This window comes from Williamsia sp. Y853, from assembly GCF_056786495.1.
Map to the genome: position 1 here is coordinate 2,252,873 of NZ_JBXCJC010000001.1, position 20,410 is coordinate 2,273,282.

Sequence of the window (20,410 nt, forward strand, 5' to 3'; positions counted from 1 at the left end):
TCCGCAGCCGATCGGGTCAGCTGAGGCCGATTCCGGCACGCCGGGGCTGCGCGTCGATGGCCACCGGAGGCTGCAGGTCGTCAAGATCGGAGAAGGCGTCGAGGTCGGAGAGTTTGCGCGCAGTGACCGTGACGCGCGAATCGATGGTGCCGATTGCGCTGTTGTACGACTCCACAGCTTTCGTGAGCGATCCGCCGAGTTTGTCCATGTGCCTGCTCACCATGCCGATGCGCTGATACAGCTCTTTGCCGAGTTGATGGATCTGTTGGGCATCGCGGGTCAGCGCCTCGTGCCGCCAGCCGAGCGCAATCGTGCGCAGGAGCGCCACAAGACTGGTGGGGGTGGCGATCACCACGTTGTTGGTGAAGCCGTAGTCGATCAGTTCGGGATCCGAGCGGCAGGCCATTTCGAGGATCGCCTCACCCGGGACAAAGAGGACCACGAACTCCGGCGAGCTCTGCAGTGCTTCCCAGTACGCCTTGGACGAGAGCTGCTGGACGTGTGTACGCAGCGCTTTGGCGTGTGCGCGGTAGGCCTTCGCACGTACGGCGGGATCGGTGCTGTCGGAGGCTTCGAGGTACGCAGACAGTGGGACCTTCGCATCGATCACCACATCGCGTCCTCCCGCGAGGTGCACCACCAGGTCGGGGCGCACCCGCGCGGAATCGGCGGTGGTGCCGCTGACCTGCGTCGTGAAATCGCAATGCCGTTGTAGCCCGGCCGCCTCGATGACCCGCTCGAGGTGGAGTTCGCCCCACCGTCCGCGGGCCTGAGGTGAGCGCATCGCGCCTGCCAGTTGCTGCGCTTGATGTCCGAGGTGTTCGGAGGTCTCGCGCATACCGCTGACCTGCTCGGTCAGCCCCGCATACGCGGCGATCCGATTGTGTTCGGTGCGCCGCAGTTCCCCGGCCAGCGAATCGAGCGTCTCGCGTAGCGGTCCGACGATGTGGGAGACCTGCTGCCCGATCGCGCCAGACTGCCGGCGTGCGGCGTCTTCACTGGCGGCCGACAGCGATCGGACCAGGAGTTCGTGGTTGGCGTGGGCGGCGTCGGCTTCGGCGCGGGCGACAGCCACCTCGGTCCCGGACCTGTTGGCGTGGACCAGCCAACCCAAGGCGAACCCGACTGCCAGTCCGACGATCAGCAGTACGACTGCGGTGATACTCATGGTGTTGATGGTGCATCAGAGGTCTGACACACCCCGTCGCGACTGGTTCGAGATTGCAGTTGTGAAGAGATCTACTCGGCCGATGCCTTCACAACTGCGGACTCGGGGTGTGTGGTTCCTCGTGAGCCAACAACCAGGACTTGATGGGAAGGCCGTAGCGGAACCCGCCCAGCGACCGGTCGGAGCGCAGTACGCGATGACAGGGCACAAACAGGGCTGCGGCATTGCGGGCGCAGGCACTCGCAGCTCCTCTGATCGCGGCCGGACGACCACTGAGGGCGGCGTATTCGGTGTAGCTGACCGGCGATCCGGCCGGGATCGTGCGCAGCACCTCCCAGGCGTGCTCGAGGAACTCGCCCGACCGTTGCCGGACGGGAATGTTGTCGATGGCGGCCAGGTCGCCCTGGTGGTACCGCTCGGCGGCGGTGGTGACCGCGCCCAGGTCGGGCTTGTTGACGAGCGTCAAGGGACGAATCGACTTGTGTATCAGGACATTGAGGTACTCGGCATCGTCGGACCAGCCCGATGCGAGGACCTCGGCGTCGTCGTTGACGATCATCGTGAACGGACCGGTGGGGGTGGCGATGGTGGACCAGGCTGCGGTGCTCATGAGACCTGCTTTCGTGGTGGAACGGATGTCGAGCCGTTTGAGAGGGAGGGTGAATTGCGGGCGATGATGTTGTGCCACAGATGCATCGACACATAGGAGCGCCAGGGCGACCAGTGCGCAGTGTTGTCGAGGTCGATGCCGAGTTCGGCCGCCGACCGTCGGACCACGAGGTCGGTATGCAGCAGCACGTCCGGATCGTTCAGCAGGCGCATCGCGACGTAGTCGGCTGTCCAGATACCGATTCCGCGTTGTGCGACGAGTTGGGCGCGCACGTCGGCGGCGGGCATTCCGGCATGCATCACCAGGGCTCCGTCGGCGATCTCGCGGGCGACGCCACTCACGGAGGTGGTCCGCGCGGCCGGGCCCGTCAAGACCTCGCTTCCGTGTTCGGCGATCGCCGCGGCCGTGGGGAACAGGTGGGTGATGTCGCCGAGCGGATTTTCCAGCGGCTCGCCGAGCGCGGCCACGAGCTTTCCGGTGTGGGTGCGCGCGGCAGGCAACGAGATCTGCTGGCCGATCATGGTGCGGATCAACAACTCTGTCGGATCGATGCTGCCGGGCACGCGGATGCCGCGCATGCGCTCGATCAGGGGGATCAGCGAGAGGTCGGCGCAGAGTGCCTCGTTGGCCGCCGCCACATCGGCGTCGAGATCGAGGAGTTGGCGGATCCGGTGGACCGCGACCCCGAGATCCCGCATGTCGTGCAGTGCGATGTCGGCCCGGACGTGATCAGGGTTGATCTGCAAGGCGACCACGCCCGGTCCGTGGGGTAGGGCCATCGAACGCCGGTAGAACTCACCGTCCCAGCTCTCGATGCCCGGCACCGCGTGCGCGGACAGGAACCAGTGCAACCAAGGCGGTGAAAAGGGTTGCCGAACAGCAAGCTTGAGGGTCACCGCAGCGCCGGTGGCAGCCGCTTGACGCGGTGCGCCCTTCGCGCGCAACTGGGTGGGTGTCTGCGCGAAGACCTCTCGAATGGTGTCGTTGAACTGGCGGATGCTGGCGAATCCGGCGGCAAAGGCGATGTCCGACATCGACATGGTTGTGCACTGGATCAGCATCCGGGCGGTCGTCGCGCGATAAGCGCGGGCCAATACGAGGGGTCCGGCCCCGATCTGTTCTCCCAGCACCCGGCCCAGCTGACGCGGCGAGTAACCCAGGTGGTCGGCCAGGCCGGTCACGCCGGCGCGGTCGACCAGACCGTCCTCGATGAGGCGCATCGCGCGGGATGCCAGATCCGAATTGACGTTCCAGCGCGGCGACCCGGGCACCGCGTCGGGAAGACAACGACGGCAGGCCCGGTAACCCTGTTGTTGGGCAACGGCCGCGGTCAGGACAAACGAGACGTTCGTGGGCTTGGGGGTGATGGCCGGACATGAGGGCCGGCAATAGATGCCGGTGGTTCGGACGGCGACAAAGAACTGACCGTCGAATCGTGCATCCCTGGCCTGGAGGGCACGAAAACAGGCATCGAAATCGAGCTGCCTCGGATTCGTCGCGGTGTCGGTGGGCATGGGACCACTGTCCCAGTCTTCGAGGCGCAGGACTAGCGGAAATCGGACGCGACAATTCGAGCATCTGGAGGCTGGACAGCACCCGCAAAATGTGCTGTGGCGCACATCACAATGAGACCTCGCCCCGATCTGGGACCTCCGTCCCGGATTTAGACTCTTTCCGCAGGAAAACGGGGACAAAGCGCGTATGAGCGTGCCAGGGTGGTCACATGTACGTAACACGATGGGGACGCAAAGAAGCGCCGTTGTCGCAATTCCCTGGTTGGGGTGTGGAGATCATGATGGGTCTCTACGGCGAACAGTCGGTGCGGACGGCGATCGAAGCGGAAAAGGGTCTGTCCACTCAGCCGGGGGTCGCCGACGAGGTGTCCGCTCAGCCGGGGGATCCGAGCTCGCCGACACGCGATGACGATGCCGTCGGCGGAAAGCTTCGCTGGCTGCAACGCCGCCGCGGCTGAGGCAACTACCGGGACTCGACCGCGCCGCGAAACTCGGCGGCATCGCGCAGCCAGGAGCCGTTTTCGGGTAATTGTCTGCATACCTGCCTCCCTCGCGGTCGCGGTACAAACTGTGGCGGACATCTTGTGCGACTCGGCAGGTCGAAGTGTGTCCGGGCGAGCGGCATGTGAACATCAACGCATGGCAACAACACCGGCGGGCGAACCGGGCAAGAAGCAGCCCGAGAATGAGAAGACGATCGTGTCCGGCGTGCAGGATGCGACGAAGAAGAATCGCGGCAAGATCATCGGGGACGGTGGCCAGTGGCTGGCAAAGCACAGCCTCCGTCTGATCCTGATCGCAGGCGGCGGGTGGGTGCTGGCGTGGATCATCGGCGAGGCCTGGGTCGTCTTGTTGCCGACGGTGCTGGCGATCATCGTTTGCACGGTCCTGTGGCCACCGGTTCGCTGGCTCCGGAAGAAGGGCATCGGCCCGGCGACGTCTTCGCTGCTGGTGGTGTTCCTGGCGATCGGGGTGGTGGCAGGCGTCATCAGCGCGATCGCACCCTCGATTGTCGAACAGTCCGGTGATCTGGCGTCGCAGGCCATCGACGGCGTCGAAGAGATCGAGGAGTGGCTGCAGGGACCACCGTTCCGGGTCAGTGACGAACAGTTGAATACTGCGGTCGACGCGATCACCGACCGGATCCAAAAGTCCAGCACCACGATCGCCTCCGGCGTCTTCACCGGTGTTACCACCGCGACATCGGTACTCATCACGTTGTTCACGGTCTTGTTCCTGACTTTCTTCTTCCTCAAGGACGGACCGAAGTTCCTGCCATGGTTGCGCCGGACCAGTGGCGCGCCGGCTTCCGAGCACATCGCAGAGGTGCTGTCCCGGATCTGGGCGACGCTGGGTGGTTTCATCCGTACACAGGCCCTGGTGAGCCTGATCGATGCGGTACTCATCGGCGCCGGCCTTGTCATTCTCGGGGTGCCGCTGGCGTACGCCCTGGCGATCATCACGTTCTTCGGTGGTTTCATCCCGATCGTCGGCGCCTTTGTCGCCGGCGCCCTGGCGGTGCTGGTGGCGCTGGTCGGCAATGGACCGTGGACCGCCTTGATCGTGCTCGGCATCATCGTGGCGGTGCAGCAGCTGGAGGGCAATGTGCTCCAGCCGTGGTTGCAGTCGAAGTCGATGAATCTGCACGCGGCGATCGTGCTGCTGTCGGTGACGGCAGGCGGCACGCTCTTCGGCATCATCGGCGCCTTCCTCGCCGTCCCGGTGGCGGCGGTGGTGGCCGTTGTGTTGCGGTACCTGAACGAACAGATCGGGATCCGCGCGGGCGAGACAGTGGTCGCCAACGGCAAGGACGCGAAGCTGATCCTTCCCGACGACAACGGCAACGCAGAACCCGAGACGAGCTAGCCGGCGCCGACCAGCGGCCCCCGATCGGGTCGCTGGTCGGACGGCCCGCAGGTGACTTGCGGCGGCGAACTAGACTGGCTGCTCGTGAGCCTTACCCTCGGAATCGTCGGATTGCCCAACGTCGGCAAATCCACCCTGTTCAACGCACTGACCAACAACGATGTGCTGGCTGCGAACTACCCGTTCGCCACCATCGAGCCCAACGTCGGTGTGGTTGAGCTGCCCGATTCGCGGCTGAACCGCCTGGCCGAGATCTTCTCGAGCGAGAAGATCCTGCCTGCGACCGTGTCGTTCGTCGACATCGCCGGCATCGTCAAGGGTGCGTCTGTTGGTGAAGGAATGGGCAACCAGTTCCTGGCCAACATTCGTGAGGCCGACGCCATCTGTCAGGTGGTCCGGGTGTTCTCCGACGACGACGTGGTGCACGTCGACGGTCGCGTCGACCCGGTCTCCGACATCGAGGTGATCGAAACCGAGCTCATCCTCGCCGACATGCAGACGCTGGAGAAGGCGCTGCCACGGCTGGAGAAGGAATCGCGCAAGAACAAGGAACTCGTCGAGGTCCTCAATGCGGCGCAGGAAGCGCAGAAGGTCCTCAACGAGGGCAAGACGCTGTTCTCGCAGAAGGATTCGCTGGACTTTGCGAAACTGCGTGAGCTGCACCTGATGACCACCAAGCCGTTCCTGTACGTGTTCAACGCCGACGAGTCGGTGCTGACCGATCCCGAGCGCGTCGCAAAGCTCAAAGAGCTTGTGGCACCGGCAGATGCGGTGTTCCTCGACGCCAAGGTGGAGAGCGAACTCCTCGAGCTCGACCCCGAAGATGCCCAGGAACTCCTGGACTCGATTGGCCAGGACGAGCCCGGCCTGCACGCACTGGCACGCGCCGGCTTCCACACCCTGGGTCTGCAGACCTACCTGACCGCCGGACCAAAAGAGTCCCGAGCCTGGACAATTCACAAGGGCGACACCGCTCCCAAGGCTGCAGGCGTCATCCACACCGACTTCGAAAAAGGCTTCATCAAAGCCGAGATCGTCTCCTTCGCTGACCTCGACGCCGCCGGTTCGATGGCTGCTGCCAAGGCTGCAGGCAAGGTCCGGATCGAAGGCAAGGACTACGTGATGGCCGACGGCGACGTGGTCGAGTTCAGGTTCAATGTCTGACGTTCTACCTCCGTGTCCGGCCTGTGCGAGTGAGTTCGCGTACGAGTCCGGCGCGTTGCTGGTCTGCTCGATGTGTGGTCACGAGTGGGCGCCCGGTGCGGACGATGCTGCCGATGTGGGTGGCGTCGTCACTGATGCGGTCGGGAACGTCCTCGCCGATGGCGACACCGTGACCATCGTCAAGAGCCTGAAGGTCAAAGGTGCCGGTGGTGGGGTCGTCAAGATCGGCACCAAGGTGCGCGGCATTCGGCTGATCTCCGATGGTGTGGGCGATCACGATATCGATGCGAAGGTGCCGGGTTTTGGGCAGATGCAGTTGAAGTCGAGCGTGGTGAAGAAGGTTCTCTGAGCGTTGGCGGCGAAAGCGCCTGTCGTGTAGGAGGTCTGGATACCCCGTCGAGGGCCTGACGGGTTCGGCTTGTTGCCACGGCCGCAAAGGTCTCACGCTCGAAACCGCGAGAATCCGCTGTCTGCATTGTGGCGTCCTTCGCGGGCCACGACAATTCAAGGCGGCTGGACTCGTCGCATCGCACAACATCGAGTGGCTCTGGTTCTGGAGGGTCTACGCGGGGGGCTTTCGCGTACGAGGTGATGCCGGGGTTATTAGCGGCGCTCATGGCGTCTTCACATTCAATGTCGGTGATGCTCGGTGACGGTGGTGCTCGTCCTCGCCCGTGTGGCCTTTGGCTCACATGCAGGGGGCCGTCTCAGCAAAGCAAGATTTGCGGACGTGTGCGTGTCTGTCGGCAGGGTCGACGAGGTGATGACCTACCCCGGAATCCACGGAGGCCGCGACGACCAAGCCACTTACACCACGTCGCCACCAGAGTTTGTCGATGTAGTTCGGTCGCCACTTGACGGCTAACTGTGTTAGCCATACCGTGTGGCTAACGGTGTTAGTCATCACGCGAGAATCGGCATGAGTCACGAGGAGTCGCCATGTGCAGCACGCTTTCCCCGAAGGGTTCCACCACCTCCGGTGCCACCCCGGGCCTGCATGCTCGCCGTGCAGGATGGGGCCTGTGGGCCGCGTTTTTACTTGCATTCGCGATCCTGGAGGGCGTCAACCACGGCGCAGGCGCCTGGATCGCGCTCGCAGTGGGCATGATCGCCCCGGACCTGACCTTCTTCGCGGCGATGGGCGCTCCGAAGCCCACCCATCAGGGACAGCTACCGGCCCGCGCTGTCCCCTGGTACAACACCGCGCACCGCACCGCGATCCCGCTTGCGCTGGCCGTCGCCTACTCCGTCGGCCCGTTCCAGCTCCCCGTCCTGTTCACCTTCCTGCTGGCCTGGATGCTGCACATCGCGGTGGACCGGCTGGCCGGTTACAACCTTCGCACCAAGGAAGGATTGGTTCGTGCCTGACGCACATACTCGCCTGGAGCAGATCGCCTGCGAGGCACGCAGCCTCCTGGAGGCGGAGGGCCCAGTGGCGCTGACGATGCGCCGCGTCGCCGACGCCGTCGGCATCCGTGCGCCGTCCCTCTATAAGCACCTGCCGGACAAGGCCGCTCTCGAAGCGCTGGTGGTGGCGGATGGCTTTGCCGAGCTGGCCGAGGCCTTGGAGAAGGCTGCCTCCGACGCAGGCTCGTCCGACGGCCGCCGGGGGCAGGTTCTTGCCGCCCTCTGTGCCGCCTACCGCCGCTACGCGCTCGCTCACCCCCACCTCTACCGCTTGATGAACTACCGTCCACTCCGCCGCGATCTGCTGCCTGCCGGTCTGGAGGAGCGCTCGGCTCGCCCGCTGGTCGAGGCGGTCGGTGGAGATGAGGACCGTGCCCGTGCGATCTGGGCGTTCGCCCACGGCATGGTCTCGTTGGAGATCGATGAGCGGTTTCCGGACGGCGTTGAGCTGGCCGGAGCCTGGCGCGCCGGCCTCGCTGCCTTCGCCTGAGGTTTGGTCTTGAGCCTGCTCGAGAAGGAGATTCCCGAGGGGGCGCGGAATCGTGGCAGTTTTCACCGCCGATGAGTGTCAGATTCCCGATCGGCCCACAGGACCCGAGATGTGCGGTCCGAGACTCACGAAGGCCAGTTGAAGTCCCTGCGCTCGCCGTAGGAATCCCGGCGGGCCGCGTAGGCCAGAGCGGCATGATCCCGCGCGTCGTCGCCGATCAGTACCCGCAACGGGTGGTCGGGGTCAGCCAGGTGCGCGAGCAGCGCGTCGGCGGCCAGGCGCGGATCGGCATCGGTCGACGGTGAATCGGAATCGGCAGTCGGCCAAGGGATCTCGGGAGTTCCGAAGAATGCCGTGCGGAGTTCATCGTATTCCGGTTTCGGCGCGGCGAACGACATGCTCGACCCGGCCCAGTCGGTCGCGAATCCGCCGAGCTGGGCGATCGTCACCCGGACCCCGAATTGCGCGACCTCAGCGGACAGTGCCTCGCTGAATCCTTCGAGGGCCCACTTGCTCGCGTTGTACAGTCCGAACATCGGCATCGAGCCGATGGCGCCGACCGTCGAAATCTGCACGATGTCGCCACCACCGTTCGCCCGCAGGTGCGGGATTGCGGCCTGGGAAACCCACATCGCACCAAACAGATTCAGGTCCAGATGATCGCGGGCCTGCTGCTCATCGACCTCTTCGAGGGTGCCGACGAAACCGGCGCCGGCGTTGTTGACGACGACGTCGAGGCCACCGAAGGTTTGCACAGCGTGATCGACGGCTGCGGCAACGGCGCTGGCGTCGCGCACATCGAGCTGGATCTCTTGCACCGAGTTCGGGTGTTCGGCCTGTAGCTTTGCCAGCGCTCCGGGGCGACGGACCGTCCCGGCGACGCGATCACCTTGCGACAGGGCGGCCTGTGCAAATGCCTGACCTAGACCGCGGCCTGCGCCGGTGATGAGCCAGGTACGAGTAGTGCGTGATGCTTCGGTCATGGTGTGAATACCTCCAGCGAGACGGTGCGTCTCGTCATAATTGCACAAGGTCTTACGACAGTCAAGACGATGCGTCTCGTCTCGTTGGGGGTAGGCTGACGGCATGACAGCGACCCCGCCGGATCCTGCGCGTTCAGATGCGTCCGGCCCCGACGCCTCCCGGCGCAGCGACCGAGCCCGTCGAGCGATCCTCTCCGCGACGCGCGACCTCGTCGCCGACGTGGGATACACCCGGCTGAGCATCGAGGGAATCGCGGCCGCCGCCGGAGTGGGCAAACAGACCATCTACCGCTGGTGGAAATCGAAGGCCGCCGTGGTCTTCGACGCGATCTTGGAGGCCAACTCCCAGGATGGGGGTTCGGTTGTGCTGCCGGACACCGGCGATCTCGAATCCGATCTTCAACTCGTGCTCCGGGGAACCGTTGCCGCACTGACCGATCCGGCCAACGACCGCCTACAGCGCGCGATCACCGCCGAGATTCAGATCGACGTTGCCGTCGCCGACGAACTGGTGCGACGTCTGCTCCGCCCGCAGCTCGATGCGACCGCCGCGCGCGTCACGGCCGGTATCCGGGCCGGCCAGGTCGACGAGTCTGTGGACGCGGGACTGGCAGTCGAGTTGCTGTTCGGCCCTGTCTTCCATCGCTGGCTGCTGCGAACCGGTGAGCTGGATGACGCATTCGCCGATGGCGTGCTCGCTATGGTCCTGACGGGTATTCGACCTCGCTGATACGAACGTCCGCGGACCGATTTCGCTACTGTGACCCCATGGGTGGCGATTGGCGGGAATCCCGGGTCGACGAGGTGCGGTCATTGATCATGCGGGCCGAGCCCGACATCGTCGAAGAAGCGAAGTGGCGTAAGGCCTCGAATCCCGATGGCGTGCCGACGTTCTCGCTCGACGGTCTCATCTGCACCCTCGAGACCTACAAGGACAAGATCAAGGTGACCTTTGCCAAGGGCGCCTCCCTCCCGGACCCGGCGGAGCTGTTCAACGCAAGTCTCGGCGCGGGCGTCCGGCGCGCCATCGACATCAACGAGGCAGACGCACTCGATGCTGATGCCTTCGTGGCGCTGGTTCAGGCCGCAGTCGCGCTGAATCGGGGATAGCGGCCGCGGGGTTAGCGACGATCAACTGTTGGAGTTCGCTCAGCGCTCCGTCACCGGCGCCTCGGACAACGTCCGGCGGGTGATGAAGCGTTGTGGCAGTCCCGACAGTGGATCGGTGAATTCCAGTTCCCGCGCGAGTAATTGGAGGGGAAGGGAATGATCGTCCGGTTCCTCGGTGAGCAGGTCGGGATACCAACTGTCGCCCAGGATTCCGATGCCGAGTGCCGACAGATGCACCCTCAGCTGGTGCTTGCGGCCGGTGTGCGGACGCAGGACCGTGTGCAGCACGCCGCGTCCTGAAGCGCTGACGCCGTGACCCCGCACCTCGACCACTGTCTCGGCGTTGGGCTCGAGGAGGTCGTCGACGGTGACTCGTAATTCACCGCGCCGCGCTGCGATGTGGTTCCGGTAGATGACGGGAACCGTGCGCCCGGCAATTGCCGGTGCGTCGGGGTTCCACCCCGGCGGCTGCGCCGACACCGCCTCGTAGACCTTCACGACCCGCCGCTTTTCGAAGAGGGACTGATAGGCGCCACGGGTGGCGGGCCGGGCCGAGAACATCAACAGGCCGGCCGTCGCCCGGTCGAGGCGATGGATCGGCGTCAGGTCCGGATTGTCGAGGCGGGTCCGCAATCGGACGAGCGCAGACTCCCGCAGATATCGCCCGCCCGGAGTGGTCGGCAGGAAGTGCGGCTTGTCGATCACGACGAGGTCGTCGTCGACGTGCAGGATCTCTTCCTGGAACGGCACCGGCTCCTCCGCCGGTAGATCGCGGTAGTACCAGACGAACGGGTCCGCGCCCAGCGCTGTGCCGCGACCGATCGGGCTGCCGTCGGTGCCCACGATCTCGCCGTCGTCGAACCGGCGGTACAGGTCGTCGGAGTCCAGGTGGTCGAACGTCGCGACCATGAACTCGGCGACCGTCGTCCACGGCCCCGACGCGGGGATGCGCAGCCTCGTCGGTCCGACCCCGTTCTTGACGGGTAGTGGTGCGGGCATCGGCATGTGGGTCATCATCCCACCGACCTCCGCAGCAGGCCCATGGACATGGGTCTGCTGCGGTCGTCTGCGCCTGAAGGCATCACCTGGTAGGCAGGATGCCGGACTCCCGATAGCGGCTGACCTTGTCGGCAAAGCTCTCTACCGTGGAACGGAAGCCGAGGAACCCGGCCTGCTTGCTCTTGTTCATGTCTGTGAGGCACTCGATGTCGCGACCGAGGTCACTGTCTGTATGCCACCACGACGCGAGCCGTCCCACGTCCGGCTCGGCAAGACCGTACCGCTGCGCGATCTTGGCCCATACCTGCGGTGCGTCGCCCATTCTGTCGTCGAGCGGTCGCGGCGACTGTTCGAACCCGACAGGCTCCACCCCGAACATCTCGGCCACCTGAGGCCACAGCCAGCGCCACCGGAACACGTCGCCGTTGGCGATGTTGAAGGCCTCGTCCTTGCCGTTGGGATCTGTTGCAGCCCAAAGCATCTGTTCGCCCAGGAGGTCCGCGTCGGTCACATCGGTCAACCCGTCCCACTGCGTTTTCGAACCGGGGAACACGAACGGCGCCCCGGTTTCGCGGCAAATCTCGGCGTACACGGACAGGGTCAGCACCATGTTCATGGCGTTACCAACGGCATAGCCGAAGACGGTGTGGGCACGGTGCACACTCCAGCCGAAACCGTATCGCTCGGCGGCTGCAAAGAGCTCGTCTTCCTGGGCGTAATAGAAGTTCGGAGTGTTCAGCCGCGGCTCGTACTCGTGAAAAGGAGTATCGGCCATGACGCCGGTCGCATAGTCGTCGAACGATCCGAGGTAGTGCTTGAGTCCGGTCAGAAGTGCAACGTGGCGTACCGAGTCCTTGTCTCCCAGTACACCCAGGACGTTTCGAACCGTAGCGCTGTTGACCTCGATGTTCTTTTCCTCGGAGTCCTGCTTCATCCACGCTGTGAGGAAGACGACGTCCGGTCTGACATCGGCCAGCGCCTCCGTCAGTGATCCGGGATCAAGGAGATCTGCGGCAACCGGAATGACACCATCCACCGGGTTACGCGATCCCCGCGCCAAACCGTAAGTTGTCCAGCCATTGTCAACCAGCGCAGCGCTGATGGTCTGCCCGGCGATTCCGGTTGCGCCTACGACGAGGGCAACACCGGGCGTGCTGTTAGAAGTCATTTGATCGATCCAATCCGAGATCTGCCGCCCACGAGGACCGACCCACTCGACGAACATTGAACTCGACGTTCTCGGATGCGGTTTTACGCGTCTGGCTCACTGCGGAACCCGTTGACGAGCATGGAGGCGTGCTGGCTGAGAAGATCCCAACAGATCCACTGTACATGCGAACGCGCCGGTGATTTGGCACACATGACACACCCGTATTTGGTGCCACTTCTACTTCGCCGCAACAGGTTTGGGGATAGCGCCGAAGCCATCTCTAGAAGGGGAGAAGGGAATTGGTTCTGCGCCGCGGCTCCCGGGGGAACCGCGGCGCAGCGTTGTCGATCGCCTCAGGCAGTGACTACCGTTTTCGCAGTGGTCGAGTCCTCGGTCTTGTCCCAGCGGTCGTCTCCGTCGTCGACCATGGACAACTCGTCGAAGGGATCCTTGCCGGAGAGGACATTGCCGACCTTCTCCATGTCGACGGTCTTCGTCCAGGAGCCGACGAGCATCGTTGCGACGGCATTGCCGGAGAAGTTGGTGACCGCACGGGCCTCTGACATGAACCGGTCGATGCCGACGATCAAACCCACTCCGTCGAGGAGTTCGGGCCGGTGGCTCTGCAGGCCACCGGCGAGGGTGGCCAGTCCGGCGCCACTGACCCCGGCTGCGCCCTTGGAGGCGACGATCATGAACACCAGCAGCGAGATCTGCTCACCGAGGGCGAGCGGGTCACCCATGGCTTCGGCGACGAACAGCGATGCCATCGTCAGGTAGATCGCGGTGCCGTCGAGGTTGAACGAGTATCCGGTCGGGACAACCACGCCGACGGTGGTGCGCTGGACACCCAGATGTTCCATCTTGGCGATCAACCGCGGCAGGGCCGACTCGGACGACGAGGTGGCGAAGATCAACAGGTACTCGCGGGCCAGGTAACGGACCAGCTGGAAGATCGAGACTCCTGAAACCAGACGCAGCAGCAGGCCGAGGATCACGAAGACGAAGATCGCGCAGGTCACGTAGAAGCCGAGCATCAGGGTCAACAGCTCGGTGATCGCGCTCCAACCGGTTTGGCCGACCACGTTGGCGATGGCGCCGAATGCGCCGATCGGGGCGAGCCACAGGATCATGCCAAGCACCTTGAACACGACCTTCTGGATCAACTCGATCGCCCGCAGGATCGGGTCGCCGCTGCGGGTGGGCAGAGCCTGGATCGCGAAGCCGACGAGCAGAGCGATGAAGAGGGTCTGCAGGACGCTGCCCTCGGTCAATGCCGACAGCATCGAGGTCGGGATGATCGACTGGATGAAATCCATGGTGCCGCCGGCTTCATGTGCCTTGTCGGCGAGTTCTGCGCCGGTGCCCATCTTGGATGGATCGATCGTGAGCCCGCTGCCGGGGCTGAGCAGATTGCCCACCACGAGCCCGATGGCCAGCGCCACCGTCGACATCAGCAGGAAGTAACCGAACGCCAGGCCACCCACTTTGCCGACCGTTGCTGCCGCCCGCACCGAGCCGATGCCCAGGACGATGGTGCAGAAGATGACCGGGCTGATCATCATCTTGATCAGGCTCACGAACATGGTGCCCAGAACACCGAGGTCCTCGCCGACACCGGGGGCGACGAGTCCGACGATCACACCTGCGAACACCGCGATGATCACCGCGATGTACAACCAATGCGTCCGGTCACGCCGCTTGGGAGCCGGTGGCTGCTCTTGTGTCGGACGGTCTTCTGTCGTTGTCATGATCGACTTCCTTTGTGAAGCAGCGAGGAACGGGTCTGAAAGAATGGTGTTCGCCAAAGTGAGCGAGGTCACGGTTAAGTTCATTTCGTTCAGGCGGAGAGGTCGATGACGAGGTTGGTGCCACGCTCTCTGGCAGGTCAGGCGATCGTGTTGCAACTCGTGGTGGTCGCGGTGATCGTGCTCGCGGGGAGTGCGCTGGCTTTCCTCGACGCCCGCCGTGACAGCGACTCGGCAGCGCGCCAACAGGTCCTCGGTATCGCCAGTACCCTGGCCCAGTCGAACTCGACGGCAGCGGCCATCGCATCCGGTACCGCGCCGCAGATCCTCCAACCGGTGACCGGGCGCATTCGCGAGGACACCGGGATCGGATTCATCACGATCATGGCGCCCGATCGGACCCGCTTCACCCACACCAACCCGGCCCTCATCGGCCAGGACTACCTGGGCACCATCGGACCGGCACTGGAAGGCCGAACCTTCACCGAGGTCTACACCGGGACTCTCGGGCCCTCCGTCAGGGCGGTGGCCCCGGTCCGTTCGTCGTCGGGGGAAATCATCGGCCTGGTGTCGGCGGGTATCACCCAGCAGACGCTCGGGCAGCGCTGGCGGGACGAGCTTCCGCAGATCATCCTGGTCGCGCTCGCCGCATTGGGGGTGTCACTTATCGGGATCTGGGCGATCGGGCGACGGTTGCTCCGGCAGACCCACGGACTCGGACCGACCGAGCTCCAAGTGATGTACGAGCACCACGACGCGATCCTGCACTCGGTCTCGGAGGGACTGATCGTGCGCGACCGCCGCGGTGTCGCGTTGGCGAATGACGAGGCCCGGCGCTTGCTGTCGCTGCCGTCGGGCGAGATCGACAACGAGTCCCTGCCGCTCTTCTTGCGCTCCTACTCTCCCGGTGCGCGCGACGAGGTCCACGTGACCGGCGACCGGGTGCTCGTGGTGAACCGTTCTCACGTACGCGGTGAGCGGTCTCCCGACACCGAGGTCGTGACCATCCGGGACCGCACCGAATTGCAGGGCGCGCTGGGTGAACTCGACTCGATGAAGGTGTTTGCCGAATCGCTACGCTCCCAGGCCCACGAATCCGCGAACCGGTTGCACACCATCGTGACGCTCGTCGAGATGGGCCGCGCCGATGAGGCCGTGAAGTTCGCGACCACCGAGTTGGAACTGTCCCAACGTCTGGTCGACCGTCTGTCGGAAGCCGTCGGCGAACCTGCGCTCGCGGCGCTGTTGCTCGGCAAGAGCGCACAGGCCGACGAGCGGGGTATCGGATTCACCATCACCGATGACACCGAATTATCTTCGGACGCAGAGGAAGTGCCGCTGTCAGGGCCAGAGCTGGTCACCATCGTCGGCAATTTGATCGACAACGCTTTCGACGCCTGCGATCGGGACGATCCGTGGGTGGAGGTCACGGTCCGTCTGGGCGGGGACGACCTGCTGATCCAGGTCGCCGACAGCGGCCCCGGCATGGACCCCGCGGAGTTCTCAAAGGCGATGCAGCGCGGCTATTCGACGAAGGGCGGGAGTGAGCACGGGCGGCGTGGACTGGGTCTCGCACTGGTCGCCCAGGTCGTCGATCGGCACCGCGGCACGCTCACCGCGGAGATGACATACGGTTCGGTTGTGACGGTGCGCATCGGTAAGGCGGCGCGATGATCAACGTGCTCATCGTCGAAGACGAACCATTGATCGCCGAGGCTCACAGCACCTATCTGGGGAGAATCCCCGGATTCACCGCGGCTGCGCAGGCCCATACGGCCCGGGATGCAATGCAAGCCGCCGTCGCGGCATCGGCCAGTGGAGCCCCGATCGACCTGGTGCTCCTCGACATCGGCTTGCCCGACGCCACCGGCATCGACCTCGCCTCTGCATTGTCCGGCCTACGCCCCGCGCCGGACATCATCGCGATCACGTCGGAACGCGACCTGCAGATCGTGCGCGCCGCAGTCGCCAACGGGGCGCTGGCCTATCTGCTGAAGCCGTTCACCTTCGCGGCCTTTCGCGATCGGCTCGAGCGCTATCAGCGCTACCGCGCGGCCCTCCCGGCCGGTACCGACGCCGCCAGTCAAGCAGAGGTGGACCGCGCCTTCGCCGAATTGCGCACCGGCGCAGACCGATCCGCCGCACCGAAGGGTGCTGCGCCGGGAACCGCAGACGAGGTGGCAAAGGTTGTCCGCGACACTGTCGGTGGCATCACTGCAGCCGACGCGGCCAAGATCGTGGGGGTGTCGCGGGTGACGGCATGGCGTTACCTCGAACGGCTCGCCGAAGAAGGAACGTTGTTGCGCCACACCGACTACGGCCACGCCGGGCGGCCGAAGATCCGGTATCAGTGGCGTCGTTGATCGGGTGATCTGAACTGGCGGTAGTTCGAGTTGCTTCGGCAAACTATCTAAATATGCTGGTGGTCAACAGGTTTCGCTAAAGACTCCCTTGCGAACATGCGTTCGAGCCGGTACGGTGGAGTCATCGACCACAAGCATCACGTATCTGACGCCTTCCCCGCAGAGACACCCTGGTCGACGACCCCGGTTTTGCTCTCCTTGGAAGGTGCTGTGCCATGCGACTTCTCGAGATGGTCGACGACCTTGTCGACCTAGAGATTCCCGATGACGCGAACGATGCGCTGGGGGTGGTGAAGGATCTGATCACTCTGCGCAACGTGGCCGAGCATCAGATTGCGGTGTGTGCGGCGGTGATCGACGAGTTGGGGATGGTCCGTAAGGCCGGTTCGACTACATCAAAGTTGTTGCAGGCCAACGGTGCGGCGCCGGTGTCGGCGTATCGGTGGTTACGTATCGGTCCGGGTCTGGTCGGTTTGGATCGTACTGCCGGGTATTCGAGGGATGGGTTTCTCTCGTCTGAGCACGTCGATGCGGTGGTCAAAGGTGTCGGGCATGTTGTCGGGCGGTCCGAAGAAGTTGTCACGGCCGAGCAGCGGATCGGGTTCGAGCGGAAACTGTTGAGCCACGCCATCTCCGGAGCGCCACCATCAGAGATCAATGCCGCCGCCCGCGCGCTGGGTAACGAGATTGCCAAAGACACCGGTGGGCCGCCGCCGGCCGAAGACCGGTCACTGAACAGCCTCGAATACAAAGTCCGTGAGGGTCGCTGTGTCGGGACGTTCGATGTGGATGCGGTGATCGGTGAAAAGTTGTTCTCCGCGTTGGACTTCTGGTCCAGAGCACGTCCCGAACCGGATGGTTCCGATGATCCGCGTTCTCCGACGCAGCGCCGGGCTGACGCCCTGCATCAACTGTTGGATTGCGGTGGGGGTGGGCAAACTCTGGTGTCGGCGCCGCGAACCGAAGTGATGGTCACCGTGCCCGCCGATCATCCCGAGGCTGCCACGTTGCCGTGGATGGGCCCGGTCACCGAGGCGACTGCCGCGATGTTGGCCTGCGATTCATCAATCAGCTCGATCACCCTCGACGGGCAGGACGTACCGATCGATATGAGTCCACCGAAACGGTTGTTCAAGGGGTTGGTCCGTAAAGCGATCATCATCCGCGACACCTGCTGTGTGAAATGCGGGGGACATGCGAGTTGGTCTGACTGCCACCACATCGTCCACTTCGTTGACGGTGGTCTCACCACGCTCGAGAACGGGTGCTTGCTATGCCGCACCTGCCACATGGCGGTCCACAACACCGATTGGGACGTGATCATGGGATCGGATGGGCACCCGTGGTTGATCCCACCGGCCGACGTCGATCCGCAGCGAAAACCGTTACCGGCCTACAACCGCCGAACCCTGACCCTCGCGGCCTGATCCTCGCCGCCTGATCCAACCAACTCTTTACTCCCGCACACCCGAGATCTTTCGGGACCGTGCATGCATCCTTGACAACTCCATAGTGTGAAAAACACGGTGCTGCCGTCCAGGCAACTGGGCGGCAGCACCGGTTGCAACACCGGCGATACGGCGCCGGATTCGGTCCAAATTACCCGGAACGCGTGACCGAATGCCCTCCACAAAGACTCCTGTCAGGGGTAGACCTGGCTGATGGACCCAGCACATCGGGACGGCGGGGGTGATCCAGGCGCCGAGGCGGCCGCCGGCCCGGCTGTCGATCACGCCGACCATCCTGACCACGACCACGGTGCCGGCATGCACCCGGCCGGGCACGCCGACCACGGCGGTCCAGGTGGTCACGCTCATCACGTTGCGCAGTTCCGTCGGCTGTTCTGGATCATGTTGATCCTCGCCGTCCCGGTGGTCCTGTGCTCTCCGATGTTCGCCTCGCTGCTCGACTACGAACTGCCCGACTCGGAGGCGCTCGAATGGGTGTCGCCGGTGTTGGGCACGGTGATGTACGTATGGGGCGGGCGCCCGTTTCTCACCGGTGCGGTCAGTGAGATGCGAGCGCGTGCCCCGGGCATGATGCTGCTGATCGCCCTGGCCATCACGGTCGCATTCATCTCGTCATGGGCTGCGAGCATCGGGCTCGTTCATCACCAGCTCGATTTCTGGTGGGAACTGGCGCTGTTGATCGTGATCATGCTGCTCGGCCACTGGATCGAGATGCGTTCCCTGGCGCAGACCACCTCGGCCCTCGATTCGCTCGCCGCGCTACTTCCCGATGAGGCCGAGAGAGTTGACGGTGACACGACCGTCGTCGTGGCGCCGTCCGACCTGCTCGTGGGCGATGTGGTCCTGGTGCGGCCCGGGGCCTCCGTGCCCGCTGACGGAACGGTTGTCGACGGTACGGCCGAGATGGATGAATCGATGGTCACCGGCGAATCGCGCACCGTGGCGCGTGGCGTGGGGGACACGGTGGTCGCAGGCACGGTTGCCACAGATTCTGGTCTGCGGGTGGAAGTTACGGCCATCGGTCAGGACACCGCGTTGGCCGGGATCCAGCGGCTGGTCTCCGAGGCGCAGAACTCATCTTCGCGTGCGCAGCGCCTCGCCGACAAGGCTGCGGGGTGGCTGTTCTGGTACGCACTCGGCGCTGCGGTGATCACCGCAGTGATCTGGACGGTCCTGGACAAGACCGACGACGGGGTTGTCCGCACCATCACGGTGCTGGTCATCGCCTGCCCGCACGCGCTGGGTCTGGCGATCCCATTGGTGGTCGCGATCGCGACCGAGCGTGCCGCCCGTGGCGGTGTGTTGGTGAAAGACCGCCTCGCGCTGGAGAGTATGCGGTCCGTCGACATGGTGCTCTTCGACAAGACCGGGACCCTGACCAAAGGTGAGCCCACAGTGACCAGCCTCCACTCGGTCGGCGCGAACTCCGACAACGACGTGCTCACGCTCGCGGCGGCCGCCGAGGCAGGCAGTGAACATCCACTCGGCAAGGCGATCGTGCGCGCGGCAAATGAGCGCAGCTTGCCCATCCCGCCGGCGAAGGACTTCACTTCCGCCCCAGCAGTTGGTGTTTCGGCGACCGTAGACGGGCGTCGGATCCATGTGGGAGGCCCTCGTCTGCTGGAGAACCACGGGCGCACCGAAGTCGAGGTGGCGGACGCATGGCGGGCGGACGGATCGATCATCCTGCACGTCCTGGCCGACGACGATCTGATCGGGGCAGTCCGCCTCGCCGACGAGATCCGCCCAGAATCCCGGCAGGCAGTCGATGCGCTCCACGACATCGGCGTGACCGTGGTCATGATCACCGGGGATGCCGAGCCCGTCGCACGGTCGGTGGCCCAGGCACTCGGTATCGATCGGTACTTCGCCGGTGTCCGGCCGGAGGACAAGGCGTCCATAGTGCAGGAATTGCAGCACGAGGGACACGTCACGGCCATGGTCGGTGATGGGGTCAACGATGCACCCGCACTGGCGCAGGCCGATGTCGGGATCGCGATCGGTGCAGGCACGGACGTCGCGATCGGCTCTGCGGGAGTGATCCTGGCGAGCGACGACCCGCGGTCGGTCATCTCGGTGATCCGGTTGTCCAAGGCCACCTATCGCAAGATGGAACAGAACCTTTGGTGGGCAGCGGGATACAACCTCATCTCGGTTCCGCTGGCTGCCGGTGTCCTGGCGCCGATCGGATTCGTCCTGCCGATGTCGGTCGGCGCCATCCTGATGTCGGTGTCGACCGTTGTGGTGGCTCTGAACGCTCAGCTCTTGCGTCGTCTGGATCTGCGCCCGGAGGTGAGTGTCGGTGACGAATTGCGTGGTCACATGTACGAGTCGCCGTTGGACAGGACTGTCCGATCCGGCACCTGATA

19 protein-coding genes are annotated in these 20,410 nt (G+C 64.5%); 12 read left to right on the top strand and 7 right to left on the bottom strand.

Annotation, left to right across the window (positions count from 1 at the left end; translation table 11 throughout):
- Positions 1-16: 16 nt before the first annotated feature.
- The 3 genes from AC1TPF_RS10260 to AC1TPF_RS10270 form a co-directional block, all read right to left on the bottom strand.
- Positions 17-1,168 (bottom strand): DNA recombination protein RmuC, encoded by a 1,152-nt coding sequence (locus AC1TPF_RS10260; RefSeq protein ID WP_482143716.1) that lies wholly within the window; start codon positions 1,166-1,168, stop codon positions 17-19.
- Between the two features lie 88 nt (positions 1,169-1,256).
- Positions 1,257-1,778 carry a methylated-DNA--[protein]-cysteine S-methyltransferase gene (locus tag AC1TPF_RS10265; protein ID WP_482135241.1) on the bottom strand — a complete coding sequence of 174 codons (522 nt, stop codon included), beginning with the start codon at positions 1,776-1,778 and terminating at the stop codon, positions 1,257-1,259.
- Positions 1,775-3,292 (bottom strand): AlkA N-terminal domain-containing protein, encoded by a 1,518-nt coding sequence (locus tag AC1TPF_RS10270; RefSeq protein WP_482143717.1) that lies wholly within the window; start codon positions 3,290-3,292, stop codon positions 1,775-1,777. The genes AC1TPF_RS10265 and AC1TPF_RS10270 overlap by 4 nt, the downstream gene beginning before the upstream one ends.
- Before the next feature lie 209 nt (positions 3,293-3,501).
- Here AC1TPF_RS10270 and AC1TPF_RS10275 point away from each other — a divergent pair, with 209 nt between their 5' ends.
- From AC1TPF_RS10275 to AC1TPF_RS10300, 6 genes are all read left to right on the top strand, one after another.
- A complete protein-coding gene (locus tag AC1TPF_RS10275) occupies positions 3,502-3,750 on the top strand; it encodes a hypothetical protein (RefSeq protein WP_482143718.1) in 249 nt (82 codons plus the stop codon).
- Between the two features lie 181 nt (positions 3,751-3,931).
- Positions 3,932-5,158 (top strand): AI-2E family transporter, encoded by a 1,227-nt coding sequence (locus tag AC1TPF_RS10280; protein WP_482143719.1) that lies wholly within the window; start codon positions 3,932-3,934, stop codon positions 5,156-5,158.
- Between the two features lie 84 nt (positions 5,159-5,242).
- Positions 5,243-6,322, top strand: coding sequence for a redox-regulated ATPase YchF (gene ychF, locus AC1TPF_RS10285; RefSeq protein ID WP_482135237.1), 1,080 nt, complete (start codon positions 5,243-5,245; stop codon positions 6,320-6,322).
- A complete protein-coding gene (locus tag AC1TPF_RS10290) occupies positions 6,315-6,671 on the top strand; it encodes a zinc ribbon domain-containing protein YjdM (protein WP_482135236.1) in 357 nt (118 codons plus the stop codon). The genes ychF and AC1TPF_RS10290 overlap by 8 nt, the downstream gene beginning before the upstream one ends.
- A gap of 590 nt (positions 6,672-7,261) precedes the next feature.
- Positions 7,262-7,690, top strand: a complete 429-nt coding sequence (locus tag AC1TPF_RS10295; protein WP_482135235.1) for a DUF4260 family protein — start codon at positions 7,262-7,264, stop codon at positions 7,688-7,690.
- Complete coding sequence (locus AC1TPF_RS10300) at positions 7,683-8,219, top strand: TetR/AcrR family transcriptional regulator (RefSeq protein WP_482135234.1); 537 nt, start codon at positions 7,683-7,685, stop codon at positions 8,217-8,219. The genes AC1TPF_RS10295 and AC1TPF_RS10300 overlap by 8 nt, the downstream gene beginning before the upstream one ends.
- A gap of 125 nt (positions 8,220-8,344) precedes the next feature.
- On the opposite strand, the gene AC1TPF_RS10305 is transcribed toward AC1TPF_RS10300, so the two are convergent.
- Entirely contained in the window at positions 8,345-9,202 is an 858-nt protein-coding gene (locus AC1TPF_RS10305; protein ID WP_482135233.1) for an SDR family NAD(P)-dependent oxidoreductase, read from the bottom strand.
- A 103-nt stretch (positions 9,203-9,305) separates the two neighbouring features.
- Between AC1TPF_RS10305 and AC1TPF_RS10310 the strand changes: the two genes are divergently transcribed.
- A complete protein-coding gene (locus tag AC1TPF_RS10310; protein WP_482135232.1) occupies positions 9,306-9,932 on the top strand; it encodes a TetR/AcrR family transcriptional regulator in 627 nt (208 codons plus the stop codon).
- Positions 9,933-9,970: 38 nt separating this feature from the next.
- Complete coding sequence (locus AC1TPF_RS10315; protein WP_482135231.1) at positions 9,971-10,312, top strand: DUF1801 domain-containing protein; 342 nt, start codon at positions 9,971-9,973, stop codon at positions 10,310-10,312.
- 39 nt (positions 10,313-10,351) lie between these two features.
- Here AC1TPF_RS10315 and AC1TPF_RS10320 read toward each other — a convergent pair whose 3' ends face one another.
- The 3 genes from AC1TPF_RS10320 to AC1TPF_RS10330 all read right to left on the bottom strand — a co-directional run bounded on the left by AC1TPF_RS10320 (position 10,352) and on the right by AC1TPF_RS10330 (position 14,212).
- On the bottom strand, positions 10,352-11,329 hold the full coding sequence (locus AC1TPF_RS10320) for a pseudouridine synthase (protein WP_482135230.1): 978 nt from the start codon (positions 11,327-11,329) through the stop codon (positions 10,352-10,354).
- A gap of 64 nt (positions 11,330-11,393) precedes the next feature.
- Positions 11,394-12,479 (bottom strand): SDR family oxidoreductase, encoded by a 1,086-nt coding sequence (locus AC1TPF_RS10325; protein WP_482135229.1) that lies wholly within the window; start codon positions 12,477-12,479, stop codon positions 11,394-11,396.
- Between the two features lie 335 nt (positions 12,480-12,814).
- Positions 12,815-14,212 carry a cation:dicarboxylate symporter family transporter gene (locus AC1TPF_RS10330; protein WP_482143721.1) on the bottom strand — a complete coding sequence of 466 codons (1,398 nt, stop codon included), beginning with the start codon at positions 14,210-14,212 and terminating at the stop codon, positions 12,815-12,817.
- A 105-nt stretch (positions 14,213-14,317) separates the two neighbouring features.
- Here AC1TPF_RS10330 and AC1TPF_RS10335 point away from each other — a divergent pair, with 105 nt between their 5' ends.
- The 4 genes from AC1TPF_RS10335 (at position 14,318) to AC1TPF_RS10350 (ending at position 20,408) form a co-directional block, all read left to right on the top strand.
- Positions 14,318-15,883: a sensor histidine kinase gene (locus tag AC1TPF_RS10335; RefSeq protein WP_482143723.1), complete on the top strand. Its 1,566-nt coding sequence runs from the start codon at positions 14,318-14,320 to the stop codon at positions 15,881-15,883.
- Positions 15,880-16,572 (top strand): response regulator, encoded by a 693-nt coding sequence (locus AC1TPF_RS10340; RefSeq protein WP_482143725.1) that lies wholly within the window; start codon positions 15,880-15,882, stop codon positions 16,570-16,572. Before AC1TPF_RS10335 ends, AC1TPF_RS10340 begins: the two co-directional genes overlap by 4 nt.
- Before the next feature lie 215 nt (positions 16,573-16,787).
- Complete coding sequence (locus AC1TPF_RS10345) at positions 16,788-17,999, top strand: HNH endonuclease (protein ID WP_482143727.1); 1,212 nt, start codon at positions 16,788-16,790, stop codon at positions 17,997-17,999.
- Positions 18,000-18,338: 339 nt separating this feature from the next.
- Positions 18,339-20,408: a heavy metal translocating P-type ATPase gene (locus AC1TPF_RS10350; RefSeq protein WP_482144076.1), complete on the top strand. Its 2,070-nt coding sequence runs from the start codon at positions 18,339-18,341 to the stop codon at positions 20,406-20,408.
- Positions 20,409-20,410 lie beyond the last annotated feature (2 nt).

What these genes read in the sequence shown, in the direction of transcription:
- AC1TPF_RS10350 (WP_482144076.1), top strand. Translation starts at nt 18,339, where the DNA reads ATGCACCCGGCCGGGCACGCCGACCACGGCGGTCCAGGTGGTCACGCT.
- AC1TPF_RS10320 (WP_482135230.1), bottom strand. Translation starts at nt 11,329, where the DNA reads ATGATGACCCACATGCCGATGCCCGCACCACTACCCGTCAAGAACGGG.
- AC1TPF_RS10315 (WP_482135231.1), top strand. Translation starts at nt 9,971, where the DNA reads ATGGGTGGCGATTGGCGGGAATCCCGGGTCGACGAGGTGCGGTCATTG.
- AC1TPF_RS10265 (WP_482135241.1), bottom strand. Translation starts at nt 1,778, where the DNA reads ATGAGCACCGCAGCCTGGTCCACCATCGCCACCCCCACCGGTCCGTTC.
- AC1TPF_RS10330 (WP_482143721.1), bottom strand. Translation starts at nt 14,212, where the DNA reads ATGACAACGACAGAAGACCGTCCGACACAAGAGCAGCCACCGGCTCCC.
- AC1TPF_RS10260 (WP_482143716.1), bottom strand. Translation starts at nt 1,168, where the DNA reads ATGAGTATCACCGCAGTCGTACTGCTGATCGTCGGACTGGCAGTCGGG.
- AC1TPF_RS10340 (WP_482143725.1), top strand. Translation starts at nt 15,880, where the DNA reads ATGATCAACGTGCTCATCGTCGAAGACGAACCATTGATCGCCGAGGCT.
- AC1TPF_RS10345 (WP_482143727.1), top strand. Translation starts at nt 16,788, where the DNA reads ATGCGACTTCTCGAGATGGTCGACGACCTTGTCGACCTAGAGATTCCC.
- AC1TPF_RS10325 (WP_482135229.1), bottom strand. Translation starts at nt 12,479, where the DNA reads ATGACTTCTAACAGCACGCCCGGTGTTGCCCTCGTCGTAGGCGCAACC.
- AC1TPF_RS10270 (WP_482143717.1), bottom strand. Translation starts at nt 3,292, where the DNA reads ATGCCCACCGACACCGCGACGAATCCGAGGCAGCTCGATTTCGATGCC.
- AC1TPF_RS10295 (WP_482135235.1), top strand. Translation starts at nt 7,262, where the DNA reads ATGTGCAGCACGCTTTCCCCGAAGGGTTCCACCACCTCCGGTGCCACC.
- AC1TPF_RS10275 (WP_482143718.1), top strand. Translation starts at nt 3,502, where the DNA reads ATGTACGTAACACGATGGGGACGCAAAGAAGCGCCGTTGTCGCAATTC.
- AC1TPF_RS10280 (WP_482143719.1), top strand. Translation starts at nt 3,932, where the DNA reads ATGGCAACAACACCGGCGGGCGAACCGGGCAAGAAGCAGCCCGAGAAT.
- AC1TPF_RS10310 (WP_482135232.1), top strand. Translation starts at nt 9,306, where the DNA reads ATGACAGCGACCCCGCCGGATCCTGCGCGTTCAGATGCGTCCGGCCCC.
- AC1TPF_RS10335 (WP_482143723.1), top strand. Translation starts at nt 14,318, where the DNA reads ATGACGAGGTTGGTGCCACGCTCTCTGGCAGGTCAGGCGATCGTGTTG.
- AC1TPF_RS10305 (WP_482135233.1), bottom strand. Translation starts at nt 9,202, where the DNA reads ATGACCGAAGCATCACGCACTACTCGTACCTGGCTCATCACCGGCGCA.
- AC1TPF_RS10290 (WP_482135236.1), top strand. Translation starts at nt 6,315, where the DNA reads ATGTCTGACGTTCTACCTCCGTGTCCGGCCTGTGCGAGTGAGTTCGCG.